Here is a 22,632-nt window from a genome sequence, read left to right on the forward strand (position 1 = left end):
GATTGCAGATGCCGACGATTGATAGCCGCCGCGAGCAGATGTTTCCCAAGCTTGCGCCGCATGAAATCGACCGTCTTCGCCGCTTCGGCGCGGTGCGGAACTACCGTGCCGGCGAAGCGCTGTTCGTGACCGGAGAAGTCGCCCCGGGCATGTGTGTGCTGATCAAGGGCTCGGTGCGCGTCGTCAGGCGCGATCCGCTAGGCCATTGCGCGCCGATTGTGGAGCAGGGACCCGGTGAATTCGTCGCCGAAGTGGGACAATTGTCAGGCCAGCCCGCTTTTGTCGACGTTCACGCCATCGACGATGTCCAAGCCCTCTTGATCCCGCCGGAGAATCTACGTGCGTTGATGATTGGGGAGCCCGAACTCGGCGAACGGATCATGCAGGCTTTGATCCTCCGCCGCATTGCGCTGGTGGAGGCAGGCGCCGGTGGTCCAGTCCTAATCGGCCCCGAATCGAGCCCAGACGTTGTGCGCCTGCAAGGCTTTCTCGCCCGCAATGCGTATCCACATCAAGTGCTCGATCCAGCAAAGGACCCCGACGCGGCGAAGCTTGTCCAGCAGTATGCACCAAATCCGGCCGACCTGCCGCTTGCGGTGTGTCCGAAAGGAACAATCCTGAAAAATCCGAGCGAAGCAGAGCTGGCGCGCGCGCTTGGAATGGTGCCGATCGACGACGAGAGCCGAACCTATGATGTCGCAGTCGTTGGCGCTGGCCCGGCGGGCCTTTCGACGGCGGTGTATGCCGCATCAGAGGGCTTGTCGGTCGTCGTCTTCGACGCCCGTGCCTTCGGCGGGCAAGCCGGGGCCAGCGCGCGGATCGAGAACTATCTCGGTTTTCCCGCCGGCATATCCGGCCAAGCACTCACCGGCCGCGCCTACGTCCAGGCGCAGAAATTTGGCGCGCGGATGGTGATCCCTGCGGGGATCTCGCGGCTCGATTCGAGGGAATCGCCGTTCACGCTGCACCTGGAGGATCGGCGGTGTGTGAGGGCCTCGACGGTTGTGGTTGCGAGCGGCGCCCGCTACCGCCGCCTCAACGTGCCGAATCTGCCGAGTTTCGAGGGACGCGGCGTTTGGTATTGGGCTTCGCCGATCGAGGCACGCCTGTGTCGGGGCGAGGAGATCGTCCTGGTCGGAGGCGGAAATTCAGCGGGCCAAGCCGCCGTATTCCTGCGCAACTTCGCAAAAAAAATCTGGATGCTGGTTCGTGGACCAAGCATCACGGAGAGCATGTCGCGTTACCTGATCGACCGTATCGCGAATCTCGATAATATCGAGGTGCTGACTCACACTGAGGTGGTCGCGCTTTATGGCAGCCGGGAAGGGCAATTGGAGCGCGTACGCTGGCGCAACAGCTCGACCGGCGAGGAAACCGAGAAGCCAATCCGCCACCTCTTCCTCTTCATTGGCGCGGAGCCGGCAACGGCTTGGCTTAAGGGCGCCGGCATCGCGTTGGACAGCAAGAATTTTGTACTGACTGGATGGGACACTCCCTCCACCATCCGCTCGAAGGGCGGCGCTGGCCGTCCGTTGCTACTCGAGACCAGCGTAGACGGTGTATTCGCCGCCGGCGACGTGCGATCTGGGTCGGTCAAGCGCGTGGGTGCTGCGATCGGTGAGGGTGCCGTCGTCGGGGCGGAGCTACACATTGCGCTTGCCAACGGCCAAGTGCGAGACAAGAGTGAACAACGCGCCGGTCAAGACTCGCGCGAAACCGAAAACGCACTTGCAGTCCCATCACAGCAGTGAGCAGCGGCGATGCCGAGATGTATCACGGCCACGACTTGCGAAGTTGACCATTGCCAAGGTCGGCAGGGGTGGACTGGATACGATCCCGTTCGGACATCGCGCTGCTGCCGCGGCTTTGAGTAGCTTTTCGAATGCGATCATGAAAACCACCGTACCCGGCCGTTTCGCGATTTCAAACAAGCCACGAGTATCTTGACGGCGGTCAAGGGTCAGCTCGGCGGTTTGCGGCATCATCGTTCGGGTCAAGGAACCCAGCGGAGAAAATCCATGTGCGACTACAGCCTACATGCCGTTACGTCACGCCCCGCAAAGGTGGGAGAGAGTTTGGTGTCGACCAGCTTTCGCGGCACATCGACCCGCGGCTTTGCCACCAAGGACGAACCCACCGTCGCCGTTTGTCTGCTGCCTGGCACCGAGCTCGCATTCGAGCAGGACGTGAGATACAATCGCAACTGGTTGTTGACCAAGAGCGCGGGCTTCCGTGTCGCCCAATTCTGCGTGATCAAACCGGAAACGCCGGCGCAACACCACGATGCCCTGCTGTTTCCCGATGGCACCATTATTCTTGTGAACCTCCTGTCGGAAGGACAGCATGCTCGGGTGCTTCAATTGCCAGCTGTCTGGCTGGGAAAGAAGAGCGGCGATCACGCTGGGCCCGCCCCCGTCTACTCGGCCGAGCAGGATAACCGCGTTGAGATCGAACCTGCTCAACAGGCATCATAGGTCCGGCCGGATAATTGGTGCTGCTCCCGTCCTCAGGGGCGCAGAGGGCGACGCGATAGCTCGTCAAGCGTTCGTGAGAAACGTCCAGGCCCGCCGGAAGCCGCAATCCTGCGCCCTTGTCATCTTCGGTGTCACAGGAGACCTGACCAAACGGCTGGTGATTCCTTCGCTTTACAATCTTGCGGCAGCCGAACTGTTGCCGGAAAGATTCTGCGTCGTCGGCGTCGCGCGCTGCGGCATATCGAACGAAGCGTTGCGCGAGAGCCTAATGAAGGGTCTGCATCAGTTCGCAACCCGCCCCGTGGAAGACGCGGTCGCGAATCGTCTTCTCGAATGCATCACCTCGGTCGTGGCCGATCCCGGCGACGGCTCTTCTTACGATCGTCTTAAGGAGCAGCTTGAACGGTTGGAAGCCGCGCGCGGCACCGGGGGCAATCGGCTGTTTTATTTGGCGACACCGCCTGATGCCTTCGCGCCGATCGTGCGCCAACTCGGCCGTCTCGGCTTGTTGAAGGAGGACCCCGACGCCTGGCGGCGGGTTGTGATCGAAAAGCCGTTTGGAACCGATCTGGCATCGGCGCGTGTGCTGAATGCGGAATTGTTGAGCATCCTCGGCGAACACCAGATCTACCGAATCGATCACTACCTTGGCAAAGAGACCGTCCAGAACATCCTGGTGCTGCGCTTCGCCAACGGAATGTTCGAGCCGATCTGGAACCGCCATCACATCGATCACGTGCAGATCATCGTGGATGAGCAGCTCGGTGTTGGCCATCGCGGTAGCTTTTATGACGCGACCGGCGCGCTTCGCGACATGGTGCCGAACCATCTGTTTCAGCTGTTATCGCTGGTCGCTATGGAGCCGCCGAGACACTTCGATGCCCATAACGTGCGTTCGGAAAAGGACGGAGTGCTGTCGGCGATCCACTGTCAGAGCGAAGAGGAGGCGCTGAAAAACTCCGTGCGCGGCCAGTACACTGCCGGGAAAATCGGCGACACGGAGATTCTTGATTACCGAAATACCCCGGACGTCCGGCCGGACAGCGCTACGGAGACTTACGTTGCGATGAAACTGAATATTGACAACTGGCGCTGGGCCGGGGTCCCCTTCTATTTGCGCACCGGAAAGGCGCTCGCCATGAAGCGCACGGAAGTGGCGATCAAATTCCGCGAGGCGCCGTTTGCGATGTTTCGATGCACGCCCATCGAGCAACTGGCTGAGAACTATTTCGTCATCGGCGTCGAGCCGACTGAAGGCATCACGCTGCAGTTCAACACCAAGGTGCCGGGGCCAGTGATCAGGATCGACGGCGTGCAAATGAAGTTTCTCTATAAGGACTACTTCAAGTCCGAGCCTGCGACGGGATATGAGACCTTGATTTACGATTGCATGATTGGCGACAACATTCTGTTCCAACGCGCCGACGGCGTGGAGGCTGGCTGGCGCGCGGTTCAGCCGCTCCTCGACGCCTGGAAACGAGTGGGCAGCAAGGGGTTGGAATTCTATCCTGCGGGCAGTGAGGGCCCTCCGGGCGCGTTTGAACTTTTGAAGCGCGATGGCCGAAGCTGGCGGAAGCTCTGACAGCGATGCGCTCGGGGAAACAGCCGCCGAGAGATTGTGGGCCTGGATTCAGTGTCGACCGCGATACTGTGGAATCGGCTCACTTATCGCTTATCAAGGGTTGTGAGCACCGGCAGTTTCAACGAGGCTGTGCTTCGACGAAGAAAATTTAGGGATCAATATCTGAGAGCGGTTGCGTGGGCAGCGAGCCCAGGCCGAGAGTTGTGTATGGCGCTCAAAATCGAAAACTATGCGATGATCGGCGACTGCAAGACAGCAGCCATGGTCGGGCACAATGGCTCGATCGATTGGCTGTGCTTGCCGAGATTTGATTCGGCTGCGTGCTTTGCCGCTTTGCTTGGCGACGCAGAAAATGGACGGTGGCTCATTGCGCCGAAGGATGAGCCGATCGAGACGTCGCGGCGCTACCGCGCAGGCACGTTGGTCCTCGAAACGGAATTCAGAACGAAGGGTGGCACTGCGACGCTTATCGATTTCATGGCACCGGGAAATCGGGCCGAGCTTGTACGCATCCTCGTAGGTCGACAGGGGCGAGTTGAGTTTCACTCCGAATTTGTAGTGCGATTCGACTATGGGGCGACGGTGCCGTGGGTCAACCGGCTTGATGACGGCAGCATCAGCGCAATCGCCGGTCCGGAGCGTCTGGTGCTGCGTACGACAGCCGCGCTTCACGGCGAGGACCTAAAAACAGTTGGTGAACCTACGGTCACGGCCGGCCAGTCAATCCCGTTCATCCTCTCCTACGGGGCGTCGTTTCAAGATCCTCCTTCGGCGATTGATGCCTTCGACGCGCTGAAACGAACGCAAGCATTCTGGCGTGGATGGAGTGATCGGTGTCCCGAAGTCGGTCGCTGGACGGAAGCGGTCAAACGTTCGCTCATTACATTGAAGGCTCTGACCTACGCCCCGACCGGCGGGATTATCGCCGCGCCCACGACCTCTCTGCCGGAGCTTATTGGTGGAATCAGAAATTGGGACTATCGCTTTTGCTGGTTGCGTGACGCCACGTTCACCCTGCTGGCCCTAATGCACCTCGGGTACTACGACGAGGCGCGGGCATGGCGAGACTGGCTCCTTCGCACCATCGCCGGTAGTCCGGAGCAGGTGCAGATCGTGTACGGAGTGGGAGGCGAACGCTGGCTGCCGGAGCTGACCATTCCGTGGCTCGGCGGTTATGAAAGATCGTCGCCGGTGCGCATCGGAAACGCCGCCTACCAGCAACTCCAACTGGACGTCCTCGGCGAGGTCGCCGACGCCATATTCCACGCCGGGAAGGGCGGTATAGGTTTAACCGACCGTGGCCGCGCCCTGCAGCCCATCATGCTGAAATATCTCGCCAGCGCTTGGCGCGAGCCGGATCAAGGTATTTGGGAGGTACGCGGCGAGCGGCAGCACTTCGTCCATTCGAAGGTCATGGCCTGGGTTGCGTTCGATCGTGCCGCGAATGAATTCGCCACCCGCGGATCAATCGAAGCATCTCGGCATTGGCGAGCGGTCGCCGACGAGATCCACGCCGACGTGTGCGACCGCGGCTTCGACCGCGATCTCGAAAGTTTCGTGCAGGCTTACGGCTCAAAACGGCTCGACGCTGGCTTGTTGCTGATGCCGCTGGTTGGCTTTTTGCCTGCAACGGATCCGCGCGTGAGGAGTACCGTGCAGGCCATTGAAAAGAGACTGCTGGTCCAGGACGAGTTTGTTCTGCGGTATGAACGCGCAAATCCCGGTGACGGCCTGCCCCCGGGAGAAGGAGCGTTTCTGGCATGCAGCTTTTGGTTGGCCGACAATTACATTCTGCAGGGCCGCTATTTGAAGGCCCGCAAGCTGTTCGACCGCCTCCTATCGCGTTGCAATGACGTGGGACCGTTCGCCGAGGAATACGATCCGTTCGCCGGCCGCATGCTGGGCAATTTTCCGCAAGCCTACAGCCATGTGGGTTTGATCTGTTGCGCCTTGAATCTCACCCGGGGAACGTGTCCTGCGAAGGAACGCGCCGAGCCGCAGCGCCCGGCGATGCGTCCGATTCCGCAAGCCGCAACGGAGCCGGACTGACGTAGACGTTCCTGCTGGACAGCGGCCCGCGGGCAATGTCAACCAGCCGTTGTGGTTCTTCGAATACCATTTTTTTGCTGCTGGCGGTGGCGAAAACGGGCAATTGTCAAAGACAAATATTGCCGCTTGAGGTGATGTGTTTTCAGCGTCTCATGCAAGGAAAAGGAGTAGTCAATGGTACTCAACGTGGTGACGATCAGTGGCAGCCTGCGCAAGGGCTCGTACAATACCGCGCTGATGCGGGCGTTGCCTAAGCTTGCGCCTTCGAATCTTCATCTTTCCGAGGCGCCGCCGTACGACGGCATGCCCCTGTACAATGCGGACGTTCAGGCCGCCGGCTTTCCAGGTGAAGTGACGACCTTCGCTGAAGCCATCAGGAAAGCCGATGGCATAATCATCGTCTCGCCCGAATACAACTGGACTATTCCCGGAGGCCTGAAGAACGCGCTGGATTGGGTATCGCGCCTGGAAAATCAGCCCTTCAGGGAGAAGCCAGTCGCCATTCAGTCCGCCAGCGGCGGTCCCCTGGGCGGGGCGCGAATGCAGTATCATCTGCGAATGGCGCTTACCTATCTCAGCGCCTTCGTGTTTGGGATACCGGAAGTATTCGTCGGGCTAGCCCAGACCAAATTTGATCCGCATACGCTCGAACTGAAGGACGACCCGACCAGGAAGGTGGTTGCCGATCAGCTCGCGGCCTTCGCGAAATTCGTTGCTCGCTTCAAAGGGTGAGCGCTTCAACACTATTTCTTCCTTGGCGACACGTTCCCACCATTGTCCAGGATCGCGGCCACCGACTGTCGGTCAGGTGGATCGGCACAGTCGTGCCAGTATTTGCCGATCTCGAATTCTGGCAGCTTGATCGCAAGCCTAGCCAACTGCATTTCACAACCTGGCGAAGCACTGAGACGGTGAGCGTATAATTTTATATGTGCGTATGTCTCGTCGCGCCCCGCATTGACAGTCGTGTATCGACGGCGTGAGCCAGTCATCACTGGCCAATTATTCTACGAGCGGCGATGGACCAATCGTAAGTTGATGCCTACGTAAAAATACGACATAGCGCATCCTGCGTGTGGCCGATATAGCATAAGTGCGTAGGCTGCGCGGTTCAGTCATGCGTCTGCTCGCAGCACACACAAAAACGAGAGCGGCTCGCGTCGGCGAAACCAATGTTCCTGGCTCCATCTGATACGCTCAGAGGGTTTGCGACAATCAAGAAACCCGCATGCCCGAAATGTGGACGCGCTATGGCCGCGGGCAGGGCCGCGCCAGGCGCGCGCGGTCATCAAGAACTCACTTTTGCTTGCTCGACGTGCGGCCAGTCCACGACACTTTCAATCCCCATCGATCCGCTCAGGAGTGATGCGGTAGGTTGGCTTAGAAGCGAGCTCAGGCCGCCGAAATAGTCATATTTCTTTGCATGCAGCGGCAGAAGAAGGGAAGAACAGGATCATGGTTAGAGTACAGCCGCTCAACGGCGAAGAACCCGAGAGGTCCGAGGACGTTATTCAGCGCGAACTGCTTGGTCAGCGCGGCGTGCTCGGCGCCCCGGACTCGGCCAGGCCGAGCCCTCAAGGCGAAAAGGATACGCATGATTTCTGCGCAGTGCATAGAGTGGCGAGGACTGCTGGTGGATTGCTTATTACTGTACTTTGCGTCGGCTCAGGTCGAGCTGCGTACATCCCGTACCACGATCTGCCTGCCGCTCGCGGCGGGCATTCGCCGTGATCGACTTCGCTATGTCGGCCTTTGTGACCCTGTTACTGGTCGTCGACCCCGTCGGATTGGTGCCGGCGTTTCTCGCGGCAGCAGGCGGACTCAGTAGCCGAGACAGGGCGCGAATCGTCGTCCGGTCTCCGCTGATCGCTGCGGGGATCCTTGTAGGTCTTGCATTATGCGGGAACTGGCTGTTGGGCCAGCTTGGGATCAGCATTCCAGCTTTTCAGATCGCGGGCGGACTTCTTTTGTTCGCTGTTGCCTACCAGATGGTCTTCGGTGACCGGCCGCACCGGGAGGCACGCGAAACCGACAAGACGATGGCCGAGCAGGTTTCGGATATCGCCGTCTTTCCGTTGGCTATCCCGCTGATGGCCGGACCAGGCGCAATTGCCACCACGCTATTGTTGTCCAACGCCGCAGGCACGACGTCGAGACTGGTTGTGCTCATTCTGGTCATTCTGCTCGTGTGCCTGACCTGCATGATTTGCTTTGCTCTGGCCGTGCCGATCGCGAAAACACTGGGCAACACTGGAAATGCCGTGTTTTCCCGGCTGCTCGGGATATTGCTCGCGGCTTTCTCGGTTCAGTTCGTATTGGATGGGGTCGCATCCGCTCACGCAAGCGCCTGAATAGTCGGTGGGCGCGTTGACGAGACGACCCATCAATGACCGCATCGGCATGCCATGCTAATTTGGCAACGGTCTGAGGCGGCCCCGCTGAACGTCAGTCCGCCTCCACAGAATCGCCTCCGGCCGGCAGACTTCGCCGCACCGGCAGATATTCCACGCCGCCGCTGTTTTGCATGCGGACGGGTTGCGGATACAGTTTCAGGAGCTCGAAAACGCCGTCAGGCATGTCAGTGTTCACGGGCAGGCCCAGCCGCTTCGCTGTCGACGCCCAGATCGGATAGTCATGCGTCCAGGCACCGGATGCGAGCTGTTCCGCCAGCTTGGCGGCTTGTTCAGCGGGCAGCCGCCGCTCCAGCAGCTCGCTTGCCGACTGTTTGACCTGCGCAATAGCCTTGCGGCCGACGTCGGCCATTATCAGCGTTTGATCTTCAATCTTGGCTAGCGGCTTCTCCTCGACAACCTTAATCAGCGAGACTGCCGGCGACTGTCCGAGCTGCGGATCGATCGGGCCGAGCACGGCATGGCTGCTCATCACGGTCTCGTCGGCCGCCAGCGCGATCAGCGTACCGCCGGACATGGCGTAGTGCGGCACGAAGACCGTGACTTTCGCCTTGTGCTCGCGGATCGCCCTGGCGATCTGCAGCGCTGCCAACACGAGTCCTCCCGGCGTGTGCAGCACGAGGTCGAGGGGCACATTTTCGTCTGTCATCTGAATGGCGCGCAGAACCTCCTCCGAATCGTTGATGTCGATATAACGCGCGATCGGGAAACCCAGTAGCCGCATGGTTTCCTGCCGGTGCACCAGCAGGATCACCCGCGATTTTCGCTGGGCCTCCAGCTGCGAGATCTTGCGCACGCGCATCGCCTCGAGCATGCGCTGGCGCAACAGCGGCTGGATCGCCGAGAACATGAAGAAGATCCAGAAGAGATCACCGATCGACATGGAATCCTCCACGAATAGCACCTCACATCCGCCCTTCAGGATCGAAGCCGAGCACGCCTTCGTCCCGATAGTAGGCCCGGTAACGCCGTTCGGACTGGACGATGAGAGAGACAAGTGCGAAGCCTGCCACAAACCCGCCGATATGGGCCCACCACGCGACGTCCGCGCGCATTGGCGTTACCGCCAAGCCCGGGATTCCCTGCAAGATCTGCATGAGGAACCAGAACCCGACATAGAAGAAGGCATAGACTTCGAAGAACAGCGGGATGAACAGGATCGGGATCACCACGACCACCCGGGCGAAGGGGAACAGGCGCATGTAGCTCCCGAGGACACCGGCGATCGCTCCCGAGGCGCCCAATGCCGGTACGATCGAGACCGGGTTGAAGAAGATATGCGCGACAGAAGCCGCAACGCCGCAGGCAAGATAGAATGCCAAATAACGGCCATGACCCAGCCGATCTTCGATCGTCGGACCGAACAGCCATAGCGTCCACATGTTCAGGATGAGGTGCAGCCACCCGCCGTGCAGGAACATCATAGTGAAGAGCGGCAGGACGTCGTCGATGGCCGGGTCGATCCCGTCGGAGGCAAGAATCCCGGAATAACGCGCAGGGACAAGCGCGAATTGATACAGCAGCTGCTCAAGCTCGTAGGGGCTAAGGCTGATCTCGAACAGGAACGCGATACAGTTGGTGGCGATCAGCACCCACGTGATCACCGGCGGGTAACGGGTCGGGACAGTATTCCTGATCGGGAACATCTGCGTCTCTTCGTAACCGTTCCGCGATGCCCGGTAGATACTGCGCCCAGATTCCTGGACGGACCATGACGATCGTCAATTTTCGGGCGGGGAGGGCCAAGCGTCGCCGCCGGCTGCGGGTTTCGGTACGTCCGGGCGGACCTGCTCTCGCTATCCCCCGGTTACGGCGAGAACGGCTTCCTTGATCTTGGCCAGCCCGAAATGCCCGATCATCTCCAAATCGACGTGCGGTAAATTGGGCATTTCATTTGAAATGACGGTTGCGTCAACAATTGCCGGGCCATCGATCGAGAGAGCTTCGACTACCGCTGCCATCAATTCCCACGGGCGTTTGGCCATGTATCCGTGGCCACCGCACGCACGGGCTAATGCTGCGAAATCCGGGTTTGGAAAGTCGATGGCTTCGCGAAATGGCACCAGTCCGACGCTTTCGGCTTCCAGCGTGATCAGTCCGAGCGACGAATTGTTGTAGATGATGACCTTGACCGGCAGGTTGTGATGCACTGCTGTCAGAAATTCGCCCATCAGCATATTGAACCCGCCATCGCCGGTCAGCGCGATCACCTGACGGGAGCGATCCAACGCCTGTATGCCATTGGCTTGGCCGAGGGCCGTTCCCACCGCCGCATTGTTGAAGGATCCGATGATCCGCTGCGTCCCGGTCTGACGGATCCAATTGGCGGACCATAGCGTGTTTAGGCCGGTATCCAGGACGAATATCGCGTCGGAACGGGCGAGATCGCTAACCGCGCGGGCAACCGCCTGTGGATGGATCTGATGGTCGCTCCGCTTGATATCCGCTTGCTTGTTGAGCATGGCGTCCCATTTCCTGCGCTCGTCGGCGACCTCGTCCCAGAATTCGGTATCGGTCTTCTGGGCAACCCGGCCGAGTAATTGCTTCAGCGTCGGCCGGACCGATCCGGCAACGCCGAGCGCGGTCAGAACGCGTCGTCCTAGCACCTGTGGTCGTTCATCGATCTGAATCACCGTGCTCTTGGTCGGAAGGAAGTTGGAATAAGGATAATCAGTGCCGATCATCAGGAGCAGGTCGCAACGCATCACGGCATTGTAGACGGCCCGCGTCCCGATCATGCCGAGACCGCCCATCCAGCGGGGATCGTCGTAGGGCAGGAGGTCTTTGCCCTTAACTGTATGGATCAGCGGAGCCTTGAGCCGATCCGAAAGAGCGCACAACAGGTCAACGGAGCCGCGGCAGCCGGCGCCGCACATCATCACTATCTTGCCCGCCTGTTCAATCCGCCGGGCTAGTTCGGCGATCCTTGCCTCGCTGGCGGTGACTTCCGACCGGGGCTTCAAGGTTGGGATGCTGGGAACGGTGCCTTGCGCTTTCGCTGCGATCACGTCCTGCGGAAGCGTCAGATGTGCGACGCCCGGGCCGGCATAAGCGGCCGCTATCGCCTGATGGATGACCGCCGGTGCTTGCGCTGCGGTCGAGATGGTCTCGGTGTAGAGCGACACGTCACGAAACAAAAGATCGGGTTCAGTGGTCTGGATGTAATCGGTGCCATGTAGCTTGCGCGGCATGTCGCCAGACAAGGCCAGCACTGGCGCATGATCGCGGGCCGCTTCATAAAGACCAGCAACCAGATGATTGCTGCCAGGTCCTGTGGTGCCGGCACACACTGCGAGCGTGCCGGTGATCTTGGCCTGGCCGGCGGCGGCCTGCGCCGCGCCTTCCTCGTGGCGGACGCCGACCCACTCGATCTTGCTGCGTCGGACCACATCGGCAAGCGGATTGAGCGAGTCGCCGATCAATCCGAAGATGTGCCGAACGCCGATCTGTTCGAGGGCACTTACCAGAATGCCGGCAACTGTCTGTGACATGTTCCGTTCCCAACTCTCGCCACCGAAGTTCGTTCAATGCGGCAGGCTGGCGCCCCCACCGGCCATAGACCTTGACCGGCGTCAACCCGTCAACGAGGCGACGAAGTTGTGATAATTGCTGGCCCAGCTCCCTTGTTCCAACAGCGCTTGTCGCGGCAATGTGCGAGCAGTCGCCGCATGGGCGCGCCCGGTCGAGACCGGACGATGAGCCGCTACCCCCCCGTTTATGCGGGCGGTGGCCGCTCTCAGTAATTTAATGTTGGAACAACCCGTGCGGTCGAGATCATCCGGATGTACGCCGGGGCGCCACACCTCCTGGTCGATCGGCGCGCCAGCAGGCAGACCCCACATTGCTCTGATACTGTCGTCCCATTGCAATTCGTTGGTGTCCGTAGCGGGTGAAGATGTCGTGTTTTTGTAGCTCGTGATCTGTCGCCTTCGTTGTTGATTATCGGCGTGGCCGGAAGGCGCGGACGGCTCGGCCGATTTGGTCATGCCAGGGATATTGTTGGTGGGGACTTTGTCAGTTTCTTTGTTCGACTTGAAGCCCGTTTCTCCGCCCCGACCCGCACGATCTTGACGGCGGCGCGCGCAGGAGCGGTCAAGGACGCGCGCTTGCGCGCCCGCCAGGGCTTGTCCTTGACGGCTCCGAGCACACTGCCAGGCTGAGGCGCGTCGGGGCTGATCTGCTGTCCGTCAGGGGCAAACCTCGCCAACCGATGCGGTCCGAGGAACACGCTGACGGTGCCATCGGGATACTCATGGAGGCGCACCACAGCCTTGACGAAGTGAGGCCTGAGCCGGCTCTGCGGCAGCTGCAGCCGCCGACCGTTCCATGCAACGGTATTATCGTTGGCGACGGTTCGCTCCTCGATCACGCACAGCGCCTCGCGCCAGGCCTCATGCCGGTCGGCCACGAATGCCGAGCCTTCCTGTTCGGGCTTGATCGCAAACGCGGCGTTGTGCCCGGGGATGTAATGCGCCTTCAGCCACGCGTTGGCACCCTCAACCGTCGTGATCCCGGCAAGCCGCAGCTCCTTCGGCAGCCGATCCTGCAAGGTGCCGAACACCCGCTCGGAACGCCCGCGCGCCTGCGGCGAATAGGCTGCGATATGCTCGATCCCAAGATGCGACAAAGCCCGTCCCACCTGGGTTTGTTGCGTCTTCGAGACCTTCTCGCCAGCTTTTGGGGTAAGGAAATAATGGCTGCCGCGGTCGGTGTAGAGCGCGCAGAACAGGCCATGCTCGCCAATCACTTCGCGCAAGGCCTGGAAGGTCGAGGCCGTTCCTTCTTCCTCGACCAGGACCATCGAGTAGACCTCGCTGGTCGCATCGTCCATCGTGACGATCAGGTCCCTCGCGGGCAGACCTTCGATCCAAACGTGGCGCGATCCGTCCTGGTGCAGCAGCATGCCCCGAAGCGGCCGCCGTGGCCGCTTCTTGCGGTGCGCCGAACGCTTCGGAGCCTTCCGCACCAGCCCCGCCGCGTGCAGCGCCAGCTTCGTCACCGTATAGCCCAGCACATAATCATGCCGCTTTTGCATCTGCTCGTGGAAGTGCTTCACCGTGAAGTCCGCGTACTTGTCCCGGTACAGCGCAAGCATTCGTTCCAGTTCCTCCTCCGGCGCCCGCCGTGGCGAACGACGCCCCAGCCGGCGGTCGACAAGCCCGTCGTCGCCCTCCGCCTCATGGCGCTCCGCCCAGCGTTGAAACGTCCGAACACTGATCCCAAGAACCTCCGATGCTGCCTCCTGCGTCAGTTCCTTCGCCTCCGTCCGATCCAGCAAATCTGAAAACCGCATCCGTCGTACACCCTCGTGAATGGATGCCGTGCCCATCGCGCCCCCTTTGTTCCGGAGCACCGAAAACACGACACTTCACGAGCTACAAACAGGCGACAGATCACGAGCTACTGACACATTGCAATTCGTTGGCTTGTGGATTCCACGCTTAACGGCCAAGCTTCACAAGATCGACGGCGGCCGGGCGATTACGATCAGCTGCACCATTTCATCGCCGATTGCACGTCTGGGATGCGACACCGGTGGAGACAGAGCTGCTCAAAGACGCCGACCGGCTTGTCGGCGGCGGTGATGCGGTGCTGGTTATCGACGACACTGTGGTGCCGAAGAAGGGCGAACACTCAGCCGGTGTTGCGGCTCAATATGCCTCGGGCTTGGCAAAAAGGGGCGAATTGCCAAACATTGGTGTCGCTGACGCTCGCGTGGTGAAGTGCCGGTGATGATCGCATTGCGTCTCTTACTACCCGAGAGCTGGACCAGCGATGCGGTACGGTTGAAGCGCGCCGGCGTACGGTCAACTACCGATCGCCACGGTCCAAGCCAGAGATCGCTTTGGCGAAGATTGATCGCGCGATAGCAGCCCGCGTACGCTTCGGTTGTGTGCTGGCGGACGCGGGATACGGCCTGAGTGCGCCGTTTCGACAAGGACTCACGGCACGCGGGCTGGCGTGGGCCGTTGGCATCCCGCGTCACCTCAAGGTATACCCGGTCGGCGTCAAGCTTATCTGGCCGGTTGCAATGCGCGGGCGTCCCCCAAGCGGTCCATTCCGGACATCCTGTCGCGCCCGGCCGAAGACATGCTGGCCGACACCAAGTGGAAAAATGTGAGTTGGCGAACGGGGACAAAAGGCCGATTGAAAGCCCGGTTTGCCGCGGTTCGGGTGCGGATCGCCGATGGATCTCCCCAGCGGATCAAGGATAAGGGCCAGCAACATCTTCCCGCCGAGGAGGCTTGGCTGACCGGCGAACACAGGACGTCAGGGGAAAAGAAATACTATCGCCAATCTGCCCGCCGCGACAGATCTGCGCACATTAGCCGCCGCCATCAAGGCACGATAGATTTGCGAGCAGGCGCATCAGCAGTTGGAAGAAGAACTCGGGCTTGATCACTTCGAGGGGCGGTCCTGGCAAGGCCTGCATCGTCACGCGCTGATGACCATGATCGCCTACGCCTCCCTGCAACACCCAAGCCTCGTCAAGCGGGGCGGAAAAAAAGAATCAACGGACCGCCGCCGCAGCCAAGCTTACCGGCGGTACGCCACACCATCGTCGACTTCATCCTTCGACCGTCAGCTCAGCGATGCCCATACTGCCGAAAACGAATCCGTGAAAAGCTGCCAGAGAATCAGTATCGTATTGTCGGAGCGGAAAAACTAATGAGTTCTTACCCTAGTCATCTGGAACGCAAGTTCATCACATTAGTTGATGGCTCGAATCTTTGTAGAGGAGAGCGCTTGTGGGGAATGCAGGTGTGAGAGGCCGGCCGATCGCGCCGTTAGTGCTCAGTCCGCAGGAGCGCACGTACCTAGAGAGGCAAGTTCGTCGTCATCGTGTTGCGCGGTCGCGATCTGAGCGATGCCGCGCGATCCTGCGATGTGCGGATGGCTTGCCAAGCAAGTCGGTGGCTGCCGAACTCGGCATCCATGAACACACCGTTGGCAAGTGGCGCCGTCGATTTTTGAAGGATCGCTGCGATGGCCTGCTTGACGAAGCCCGCCCTGGCCGCCCTCGCACCATCGACGACGATCAGGTTGCTGAGGTAATCGAGCGGACATTGCGTACGACGCCGGCCGACGCGACGCACTGGTCGATCCGCTCGATGGCTGCGGAAACTGGCTTTTCCCACACCACCATCCGCCGAATGTGGTCGGCGTTCGGCTTGCAGCCGCACCGTAGCCAGACATTCAAGTTGTCGAGCGATCCGCTGTTCGTCGACAAGGTACGCGATATCGTCGGCCTTTATCTATCCCCACCGAACCGAGCCCTTGTCCTCAGCATCGATGAGAAAAGCCAGATTCAGGCCCTCGATCGCGAGCAGCCGGTCTTGCCGATGATGCCTGGCGTGCCGGAACGTCGCACGCACAGCTACGTGCGGCATGGCACGACCACGCTTTTTGCAGCGCTCGATGTTGCCTCGGGGTTCGTCATCGGCAAATGCTACAAGCGCCATCGGGCAGTCGAGTTTTTGAAGTTCCTCAAAGAGATCGACGCTCAAATCCCTGAGGGGCTTGCTGTCCATATCGTCATGGACAACTATGCCACCCACAAGACGCCCAAGATCAAAGCGTGGCTCGCTCGCCGGCCGCACTATCATGTCCACTTCACGCCGACTTCTGCGTCCTGGATCAATCAGGTCGAGCGGTGGTTCGCTGAACTCACCAGAAAGCAAATCCAGCGAGGTGTTCACACCTCCGTCAAACAGCTCGAGGCCGACATCCGTACCTTCATCGACCTGCACAACAAAAATCCGAAGCCTTTCAAATGGACCAAATCTGCAGACCAGATTTTGACTTCCGTCAAACGCTTCTGCCACAAAGCCCACCAGACTTTATGTGGTGAACTTTAGATTCACGTGACTAGATCCTCCGCACTCGGGAAGGATGACAGGCGCGCGCAAGGCCATCAACCTTGCTATTTGCCGGCCAATTTCTTGATCGCCGACTTGATCGACGACGCGGCCTCGTCATAACCCTGCCATGCCGTGCCTCTGGCGAGCAACGCTGGCGCAGTGCGCACGGTGTAGCGCTCCGGATCGAGATCACTTTTCACCTGCGCCCAGGTCAGCGGCATCGAAACGGTGGCTCCGTCACGCGCCCGCGGCGATAGGGGTGCGACTGCCGTCGACGTGCGATCGTTGCGCAGATAGTCGAGGAAGATCTTCCCCTTGCGCAGCCGCTTCGATATGTAGAGCAGATACTGGTCGGGCGCATCCCTGGCCATCCACTGGCAAATGCCTTGCGCGAAGCCTTTGGCTTCCTTCCAGCTCAGCTTGTCTTTTGCACGATAGAGCAGCGGCACGACCACATGCAGACCCTTGCCGCCAGTGGTCTTGCAAAAGCTTTCCATGCCGACATCGGCCAAACGCTGTCGCATCTCCTTGGCCGCAGTGACCACTTCGGTGAAATCGACGTCGGGCGCCGGATCAAGGTCGAACACGAGCCGGCCCGGCGTGTCATAGGCATATGGCGCGCAATTCCATGGATGCAGTTCGAGGCCACCGATCTGCGCGACCATGGCAAGCCCTTCGACGCGATCAATCTGCAAGTATGGTTTGCGGCCGCCGGAGACTTTTGCGAGCTTGAGATATTTCGGTGTTCCCTGCATGGCATGACGCTGGAAGAAACGTTCGCCGTGGATGCCGTCGGGACCGCGGATGATCGAACAGGGTCGGCCCTTGATGTGGGGAATCAGCCATTCGCCGACCGCCTCAAAATATCGGGCGAGGTCGAGCTTCGTCACTGGCCTCCCGTCGCCGCCGTCCGGCCACAACTCCTTGTCGGGCTTTGAAATGACAACGCCCATGACCTCGGTGGATGTGCGCTCCGCCCCTGCGGGCTGCACCCCAGTCGGTTGCCGCGATGTCGCAGTTGCGCGTGCGACCGGATTGACAACTTTGTAAGTTACCGGCTCTTCCGCCTTGACCTCGCTGGCCAGCTTGTTCTGCCGAGATTGCTTACGTCGTCCCATGTTTGCAATGGCTCCTGGATACCAGAATTGTGGAAAAAAAGTTGGATCAGGCCGTCGGCCGATGTTTTCTCCATGCACCTCAGCCTTAAGTTCGTCGACTGAGTTGCTCCATGCAGTCTTCAAGCAATGCCGCAGGCAGTCGGTGTGGGACCATCGCGCTCGACGCCGCGTACCGAGCGCGCTCGACATGTGCCATAGCTTTGCTGATGAGCCGCCCGCCGTTTCCCACGTGCCATCCTGTCGTTGACCGGCGATGCGCTCGACCCCCCTTTCGTGCCGACATCATGATACCGGAACGCGACGAACTGGCGTGCCGGCGCCACCTGAATTTGGAAGAATTGTCCGCCGCCGCGTGTGCCCGGTTTGGCGCGGCCGCGCCGCCCAAGTCCGGTTCCGCGAAGGCGACCGCTGCACCTTGAGCAATTTGCTTTTGTCTGCTTGCCTTTGCGTTGCGGTGGCCATTGCGCGCACCCATCTTATGCGCCGCTTCAACGCGCACAATTACTCAAAGATCCGATTTTCTCGCTATTGAGGCTCCTATGCTTCATTGACTCGTCGGTTCGTCGCGATTGAACGCTTCGGGAGCGTTCGCCGGTGATCCGTGGAGGTGTGCCGACGACGTTGGTTGCGAGAACCACTCCGGTCGCCGCAGCGCTCTGCCGAAGCGCTTTCATCAGACTAGTTAGCTTGGTCGAGGTTCGACAAACGCAGTCGGCCTTTCGGCGTTGTCAATGAATCGCCGGCAAGCGGCGATGGAAGCGGCGACCATTCCATCATTGCGGCCAAGAATCGGTCCTTTGGCCCTTGACGGTCGTCATGGAACCGGCGGCGCGATGCGCATAATCATTTTTCGCCGAAGCCGATCGAGGAGACAGTTCCATTCAGATCAAGGTTGCGAAGCTCATCGCTGCAACACCCGCCACGGCATTTGCGATCGTTGCGAACGTCGCCGATTGGCCCGACATCGCGCTCGATCAGAAGCATTGAAGTGCTCACCGCCGGCCCGATCCGCGCCGGCACGCGGTTGCGCGAAGATCGCGTCATGTTCGGCGCCGAGGCGACGCATGAGCTGGAAGTCGTGACAGTCCATGTACAGCGGCAGGCGCGGCATGATGCTGATCTTTCGCAGCCGTCCGGGGACGGTGCCGGGACAGGGACTGCAGCTGCTCACGGCGCCGTCCATGAGAGTGAGCCTGCGCGACGAACTGGAACGCAACGCCGACTTCGCGGCGACGATCGACCGGCACGTTGCCGTCTAGGCTCTGCAGGCATCCTCGCAGCGGTTCCTTGATTGCGTGTTGCTTGATGACCGTCAATGACCGGGCGTGCGCGTCGGCGCATGTTGACCGCCAATGACGGCGACCAGGAGACTTCGATCATGAAAGGATTCAGACCGCTGCACGATCGCGTCCTGGTGCGACGCATCGAGGCCGAGGAGAAGACGCCCGGCGGCATCGTCATCCCCGATACCGCGAAGGAGAAGCCAGTCGAAGGCGAGGTGCTGGCGGTCGGAGCCGGCGCGCGCGACGAGAACGGCCGGATCGTTCCGCTCGACGTCAAGGTCGGCGATCGCGTCCTGTTCGGCAAATGGGCTGGCACCGATGTGATCATCGACGGTGAGGACCGGCTCATCCTCAAGGAGGCCGACATCCTCGGCGTGATCGAAGGAAAGACTCGCGCGCACGCCAAGGCGGCGTAGCGCGCAGGTGTCGACGGCATCGATTTCGTCTTCAAGGAGTAAGCCAATGGCTGCCAAGGAAGTCCGGTTCAGCGGCGAGGCGCGCGAGAAGCTGCTGCGCGGCGTCGACATTCTGGCCGATGCGGTGAAGGTCACGCTCGGGCCCAAGGGCCGCAACGGCGTGCTCGACAAGTCGTTCGGGCCGCCCCGCATCAGCAAGGACGGCGTCACGGTCGCGCGCGAGATCGAGCTCGCCGACAAGTTCGAGAACGTCGGCGCCCAGCTGCTCAAGCAGGTCGCGCTGAAGACGAGCGAGTTCGCCGGCGACGGCACGACTACGGCGACGCTGCTCGGGCAGGCGATCGTCCGCGAGGGCGCCAAGGCAGTCGCCGCCGGCATGAACCCGATGGACATCAAGAACGGTATCGAACTCGCCGTCATCGCGGTGGTGGCGGACATTGGTGACGGATTCGGTGGACGTGCACGAGGAGAACTGGCCTGAACTGCGAACGGTCTCCATTGCGCCGCCGCTGGCCTCTGCCTTGAAGCGACTGGCAGCCGACGGCCCGCGCGGCGAGCTTCATTCGAAAAGCCTGCGCCGAACGGCTGCGCAGGCAAGGGAGGAGATATGATGCCAGGACTGTTTCTCGATCGTCGAGACGCGGGCAGACGACTCGCCGAGAAGCTTGGAGGCTACTCCCGTCGCCCGGACGTGCTCGTTTTGGCGCTGCCGCGCGGCGGCGTGCCCGTCGCCTATGAGGTAGCCCGCGCGCTCAACGCACCTCTGGACGTGTTTGTGGTCCGCAAGCTCGGCGTCCCCGGCCATGAGGAGTTGGCGATGGGCGCGGTCGCGACAGGTGGCGTGCGCGTGCTCAACAACAAGATCGTCGAAGCCCTGGGCATTCCCACGCCTATCATTGATGCGGTTGCGGCACGCGAGCGCCTGGAGCTGGCACGGCGCGAGCGGCTTTACCGTGGCAGCCGTCCGCAGCCCGACGTGCGCGGCCGCACGGTGATCCTGGTTGACGACGGGTTAGCGACAGGTGCCACCATGTACGCCGCGATCGAAGGGTTACGACAGCAGGGGCCTGCGCGCATTGTCGTCGCGGTTCCGACGGCATCGCGCGACGCCTGTGAGGAAATGAAGAAAAGGGCCGACGAGGTCATTTGCGCAATTACGCCGGAGCCATTCCAGGCGGTGGGTCGTTGGTATCAGGAGTTTTCACAGACTACGGACGATGAGGTGCGCGAGCTGTTGGCGAGCCAAAGCAAGTCCAACGCTGAAGTCGCACGTTTTCGCGCAGCAGATGATGTGCTCGTCAATGACTTGCGCGAGACTGCGTATCCCCTGGTCGGATCCGTGCGCGACTATGATCCGTTGATCGGGCGGATCGGTGAAGCGCGCTTCGCTCTGCTTGGTGAAGCGTCCCACGGTACCCACGAGTTCTATCGCGAGCGGGCCGAAATCACGAAGCGACTCATCATCGAAAAGAAGTTCACGGCGGTCGCGGTGGAGGCAGATTGGCCTGACGCCTATCGTCTCAATCGCTATGTGCGCGGCGCTGGCGACGATATCGATGCGGTAGATGGGCTCGCCGATTTTCGTCGTTTCCCGACCTGGATGTGGCGTAACGCGGTGGTGGTCGAGTTCATTGAGTGGCTTCGGGCACACAATGATGGACTTCCTCCGGGTGTCGGAAAGGTCGGTTTCTACGGGCTCGATCTCTACAGCCTGCACGCATCGATGAAAGCCGTGCTCCGTTATCTGGAGAAGGTCGATCCCGGGGCGGCGATCCAGGCGCGTGAACGTTACGCCTGCTTCGATCATGTCGGCGAGGATACACAGGCCTACGGCCTGATGACGCGCCTGAATCTTTCCAAATCGTGCGAGGAGGAGGTTGTCAACCAGTTGCTCGAGTTGCAGCGCCGGGCGGCCGATCGTACGCGCCGTGGCGGCGCCTTGGATGATGATCTCTTCTATGCCGAACAGAATGCTCGCCTGGTGAAGAACGCCGAGGCCTATTACCGCTCGGTGTTCCTCGAGGCGGTGTCATCATGGAATTTGCGCGACCGACATATGGCTGAGACGCTTGAGGCGCTGGTCAGCTACCTTGATCGAAAATCCGGTCGCGCCAAAATCGCCGTCTGGGAGCACAATTCGCATCTCGGCGACGCTCGCGCGACGGAAATGGGCCGGCGCGGCGAACTGAATGTCGGCCAGCTCACACGCGATGAATACGCCGACGATGCGGTTCTGATCGGCTTTACTACGCATCGTGGCACGGTAACGGCCGCTTCCGATTGGGGCGGCGCGGCCGACCGCAAGCGCGTCCGGCCGGCGCTCGGCGGCAGCTACGAGGCGCTGTTCCATGCTGCAGGGCACGACCGATTCCTTCTGATCATGGACGACAGCGATGTGGTGGTGCGGCAATTGGGCGCGCCTCGGCTCGAGCGCGCGATCGGCGTGATCTACCGCCCCGAAACCGAGCGGCACAGTCACTATTTCCAGGCGCGGCTGCCGGACCAATTTGATGCAGTCCTGCATTTCGATGAGACATGTGCGGTCAAGCCGCTCGAAACCACCGAGGCGTGGGAAGCCGGCGAACTTCCGGAAACATTCCCGTTCGCGGTATGAACGTCGGGCCATAGCAAGCGAAAAGGAAGCATGCCATGAACAGTTCCGCAGCTCAAATGATTGAGGGGCAATTGATTAGCGTCCCTGCTGGTTCCGTGACGCTTAACGGCAATCTGACTATGCCGGAGGACGCACGTGCGGTGGTGCTTTTCGCTCACGGGAGCGGCAGTAGCCGCCACAGCCCCCGCAACCGGTATGTGGCCCGTGTGCTCAACGAGGCGAAACTGGCAACCTTGCTGATCGACCTGTTAACGGTGCACGAGGAAGTGGTCGATGCGCGCACGACGCACTTGCGCTTCGACATCGACCTGTTGGCCGAAAGGCTCGTCGATATAACCGACTGGCTCATCCAATTCCCCGATACCAAGAACTTTCCGATAGGCTATTTCGGCGCCAGCACCGGGGCCGCAGCCGCGCTGGCGGCCGCAGCGATCCGCGCCGATCCAGTAGGGGCAGTTGTTTCGCGCGGAGGCCGACCGGATCTGGCCGGTGCTGCCTTGACGCGCGTTCGGGCTCCAACGCTATTGATCGTTGGAGAACACGACAAGCAAGTCCTTGAGTTAAATCGGGCTGCTCTCGCGCAGCTGCGCTGCGAAAAGCAATTGGCGATCGTAACGCAAGCAACGCATTTGTTTGAAGAACCGGGAGCGCTGGATGAAGTGGCGAGCTTAGCGCGCGATTGGTTCAAGCGCTACCTCGTCGTGGCCGCTTAAGCCACTGCGACCGGGTAGGCCGCCCCCGACGAACTCCGTCGCAGGATCGTTGACTGTCCTCCTCCGGCAGTGGGGTTTGATAGCGCTGAGGGCCCCAAGCCAAAGTCCGA

Annotated in this window: 20 protein-coding genes and 2 pseudogenes; 15 read left to right on the forward strand and 7 right to left on the reverse strand. The window is 60.7% G+C overall.

Annotated features, from left to right (window positions below):
* Nucleotides 1-8 precede the first annotated feature (8 nt).
* The 6 genes from QA639_RS13245 to QA639_RS13270 all read left to right on the forward strand — a co-directional run bounded on the left by QA639_RS13245 (nt 9) and on the right by QA639_RS13270 (nt 8,456).
* Entirely contained in the window at nt 9-1,751 is a 1,743-nt protein-coding gene (locus tag QA639_RS13245) for an FAD-dependent oxidoreductase (protein ID WP_283089981.1), read from the forward strand.
* 267 nt (nt 1,752-2,018) lie between these two features.
* Nucleotides 2,019-2,474 carry a hypothetical protein gene (locus tag QA639_RS13250; RefSeq protein ID WP_283089982.1) on the forward strand — a complete coding sequence of 152 codons (456 nt, stop codon included), beginning with the start codon at nt 2,019-2,021 and terminating at the stop codon, nt 2,472-2,474.
* Between the two features lie 73 nt (nt 2,475-2,547).
* Nucleotides 2,548-4,056 (forward strand): glucose-6-phosphate dehydrogenase, encoded by a 1,509-nt coding sequence (gene zwf, locus QA639_RS13255; RefSeq protein ID WP_283089983.1) that lies wholly within the window; start codon nt 2,548-2,550, stop codon nt 4,054-4,056.
* Between the two features lie 207 nt (nt 4,057-4,263).
* Complete coding sequence (locus tag QA639_RS13260; protein ID WP_283089984.1) at nt 4,264-6,105, forward strand: glycoside hydrolase family 15 protein; 1,842 nt, start codon at nt 4,264-4,266, stop codon at nt 6,103-6,105.
* 174 nt (nt 6,106-6,279) lie between these two features.
* Complete coding sequence (locus QA639_RS13265) at nt 6,280-6,837, forward strand: NADPH-dependent FMN reductase (RefSeq protein WP_283089985.1); 558 nt, start codon at nt 6,280-6,282, stop codon at nt 6,835-6,837.
* A gap of 995 nt (nt 6,838-7,832) precedes the next feature.
* The gene (locus tag QA639_RS13270; RefSeq protein ID WP_283089986.1) at nt 7,833-8,456 is read left to right on the forward strand and encodes a MarC family protein; all 624 of its coding nucleotides are present in this window, start codon (nt 7,833-7,835) and stop codon (nt 8,454-8,456) included.
* A 94-nt stretch (nt 8,457-8,550) separates the two neighbouring features.
* Here QA639_RS13270 and QA639_RS13275 read toward each other — a convergent pair whose 3' ends face one another.
* The 5 genes from QA639_RS13275 to QA639_RS13295 all read right to left on the reverse strand — a co-directional run bounded on the left by QA639_RS13275 (nt 8,551) and on the right by QA639_RS13295 (nt 13,845).
* Complete coding sequence (locus tag QA639_RS13275; protein ID WP_283089987.1) at nt 8,551-9,399, reverse strand: SDH family Clp fold serine proteinase; 849 nt, start codon at nt 9,397-9,399, stop codon at nt 8,551-8,553.
* 22 nt (nt 9,400-9,421) lie between these two features.
* Complete coding sequence (locus tag QA639_RS13280) at nt 9,422-10,162, reverse strand: rhomboid family intramembrane serine protease (RefSeq protein ID WP_283089988.1); 741 nt, start codon at nt 10,160-10,162, stop codon at nt 9,422-9,424.
* A 150-nt stretch (nt 10,163-10,312) separates the two neighbouring features.
* On the reverse strand, nt 10,313-12,007 hold the full coding sequence (locus tag QA639_RS13285) for a thiamine pyrophosphate-dependent enzyme (RefSeq protein ID WP_283089989.1): 1,695 nt from the start codon (nt 12,005-12,007) through the stop codon (nt 10,313-10,315).
* Between the two features lie 81 nt (nt 12,008-12,088).
* On the reverse strand, nt 12,089-12,502 hold the full coding sequence (locus tag QA639_RS13290) for a hypothetical protein (protein ID WP_283089990.1): 414 nt from the start codon (nt 12,500-12,502) through the stop codon (nt 12,089-12,091).
* A complete protein-coding gene (locus QA639_RS13295) occupies nt 12,499-13,845 on the reverse strand; it encodes an ISNCY family transposase (RefSeq protein WP_283089991.1) in 1,347 nt (448 codons plus the stop codon). Before QA639_RS13295 ends, QA639_RS13290 begins: the two co-directional genes overlap by 4 nt.
* A 206-nt stretch (nt 13,846-14,051) precedes the next feature.
* On the opposite strand from QA639_RS13295, the gene QA639_RS41895 reads away from it, so the two are divergent.
* The 4 genes from QA639_RS41895 (at nt 14,052) to QA639_RS13305 (ending at nt 16,375) form a co-directional block, all read left to right on the forward strand.
* Nucleotides 14,052-14,249, forward strand: a complete 198-nt coding sequence (locus QA639_RS41895; protein ID WP_428841158.1) for a transposase — start codon at nt 14,052-14,054, stop codon at nt 14,247-14,249.
* A 112-nt stretch (nt 14,250-14,361) separates the two neighbouring features.
* Nucleotides 14,362-14,637: a transposase gene (locus QA639_RS41900; RefSeq protein ID WP_428841159.1), complete on the forward strand. Its 276-nt coding sequence runs from the start codon at nt 14,362-14,364 to the stop codon at nt 14,635-14,637.
* Between the two features lie 255 nt (nt 14,638-14,892).
* Entirely contained in the window at nt 14,893-15,186 is a 294-nt protein-coding gene (locus QA639_RS41905; protein WP_428841160.1) for a hypothetical protein, read from the forward strand.
* Between the two features lie 79 nt (nt 15,187-15,265).
* The gene (locus QA639_RS13305; protein WP_283089992.1) at nt 15,266-16,375 is read left to right on the forward strand and encodes an IS630 family transposase; all 1,110 of its coding nucleotides are present in this window, start codon (nt 15,266-15,268) and stop codon (nt 16,373-16,375) included.
* 65 nt (nt 16,376-16,440) lie between these two features.
* Here QA639_RS13305 and ligD read toward each other — a convergent pair.
* A pseudogene (ligD, locus tag QA639_RS13310) lies at nt 16,441-17,340 on the reverse strand (non-homologous end-joining DNA ligase); the annotation flags it as partial.
* A 999-nt stretch (nt 17,341-18,339) separates the two neighbouring features.
* Nucleotides 18,340-18,480, reverse strand: a complete 141-nt coding sequence (locus QA639_RS13315) for a hypothetical protein (protein ID WP_225645982.1) — start codon at nt 18,478-18,480, stop codon at nt 18,340-18,342.
* 125 nt (nt 18,481-18,605) lie between these two features.
* Here QA639_RS13315 and QA639_RS13320 point away from each other — a divergent pair, with 125 nt between their 5' ends.
* From QA639_RS13320 to QA639_RS13340, 5 genes and pseudogenes are all read left to right on the forward strand, one after another.
* Nucleotides 18,606-18,755 (forward strand): hypothetical protein, encoded by a 150-nt coding sequence (locus QA639_RS13320; protein WP_283089993.1) that lies wholly within the window; start codon nt 18,606-18,608, stop codon nt 18,753-18,755.
* A gap of 119 nt (nt 18,756-18,874) precedes the next feature.
* Entirely contained in the window at nt 18,875-19,195 is a 321-nt protein-coding gene (gene groES / locus QA639_RS13325) for a co-chaperone GroES (protein ID WP_283089994.1), read from the forward strand.
* 46 nt (nt 19,196-19,241) lie between these two features.
* A pseudogene (locus tag QA639_RS13330) lies at nt 19,242-19,634 on the forward strand (TCP-1/cpn60 chaperonin family protein); the annotation flags it as partial.
* A gap of 168 nt (nt 19,635-19,802) precedes the next feature.
* Nucleotides 19,803-21,809, forward strand: a complete 2,007-nt coding sequence (locus QA639_RS13335; RefSeq protein ID WP_283089995.1) for an erythromycin esterase family protein — start codon at nt 19,803-19,805, stop codon at nt 21,807-21,809.
* A 35-nt stretch (nt 21,810-21,844) separates the two neighbouring features.
* A complete protein-coding gene (locus tag QA639_RS13340) occupies nt 21,845-22,522 on the forward strand; it encodes a dienelactone hydrolase family protein (RefSeq protein WP_283089996.1) in 678 nt (225 codons plus the stop codon).
* The last annotated feature ends 110 nt before the right edge of the window (nt 22,523-22,632 follow it).

Origin of the sequence: Bradyrhizobium pachyrhizi (genome assembly GCF_029714545.1) — a bacterium.
Lineage (GTDB): Bacteria > Pseudomonadota > Alphaproteobacteria > Rhizobiales > Xanthobacteraceae > Bradyrhizobium > Bradyrhizobium pachyrhizi.

What these genes read in the sequence shown, in the direction of transcription:
- QA639_RS13295 (WP_283089991.1), bottom strand. Translation starts at nt 13,845, where the DNA reads ATGGGCACGGCATCCATTCACGAGGGTGTACGACGGATGCGGTTTTCA.
- QA639_RS13320 (WP_283089993.1), top strand. Translation starts at nt 18,606, where the DNA reads ATGATGCTGATCTTTCGCAGCCGTCCGGGGACGGTGCCGGGACAGGGA.
- QA639_RS13245 (WP_283089981.1), top strand. Translation starts at nt 9, where the DNA reads ATGCCGACGATTGATAGCCGCCGCGAGCAGATGTTTCCCAAGCTTGCG.
- QA639_RS13340 (WP_283089996.1), top strand. Translation starts at nt 21,845, where the DNA reads ATGAACAGTTCCGCAGCTCAAATGATTGAGGGGCAATTGATTAGCGTC.
- QA639_RS13260 (WP_283089984.1), top strand. Translation starts at nt 4,264, where the DNA reads ATGGCGCTCAAAATCGAAAACTATGCGATGATCGGCGACTGCAAGACA.
- QA639_RS13285 (WP_283089989.1), bottom strand. Translation starts at nt 12,007, where the DNA reads ATGTCACAGACAGTTGCCGGCATTCTGGTAAGTGCCCTCGAACAGATC.
- QA639_RS13335 (WP_283089995.1), top strand. Translation starts at nt 19,803, where the DNA reads ATGATGCCAGGACTGTTTCTCGATCGTCGAGACGCGGGCAGACGACTC.
- QA639_RS13250 (WP_283089982.1), top strand. Translation starts at nt 2,019, where the DNA reads ATGTGCGACTACAGCCTACATGCCGTTACGTCACGCCCCGCAAAGGTG.
- QA639_RS13315 (WP_225645982.1), bottom strand. Translation starts at nt 18,480, where the DNA reads ATGCTTCTGATCGAGCGCGATGTCGGGCCAATCGGCGACGTTCGCAAC.
- QA639_RS13290 (WP_283089990.1), bottom strand. Translation starts at nt 12,502, where the DNA reads ATGACCAAATCGGCCGAGCCGTCCGCGCCTTCCGGCCACGCCGATAAT.
- QA639_RS13280 (WP_283089988.1), bottom strand. Translation starts at nt 10,162, where the DNA reads ATGTTCCCGATCAGGAATACTGTCCCGACCCGTTACCCGCCGGTGATC.
- QA639_RS13275 (WP_283089987.1), bottom strand. Translation starts at nt 9,399, where the DNA reads ATGTCGATCGGTGATCTCTTCTGGATCTTCTTCATGTTCTCGGCGATC.
- QA639_RS13265 (WP_283089985.1), top strand. Translation starts at nt 6,280, where the DNA reads ATGGTACTCAACGTGGTGACGATCAGTGGCAGCCTGCGCAAGGGCTCG.
- groES (WP_283089994.1), top strand. Translation starts at nt 18,875, where the DNA reads ATGAAAGGATTCAGACCGCTGCACGATCGCGTCCTGGTGCGACGCATC.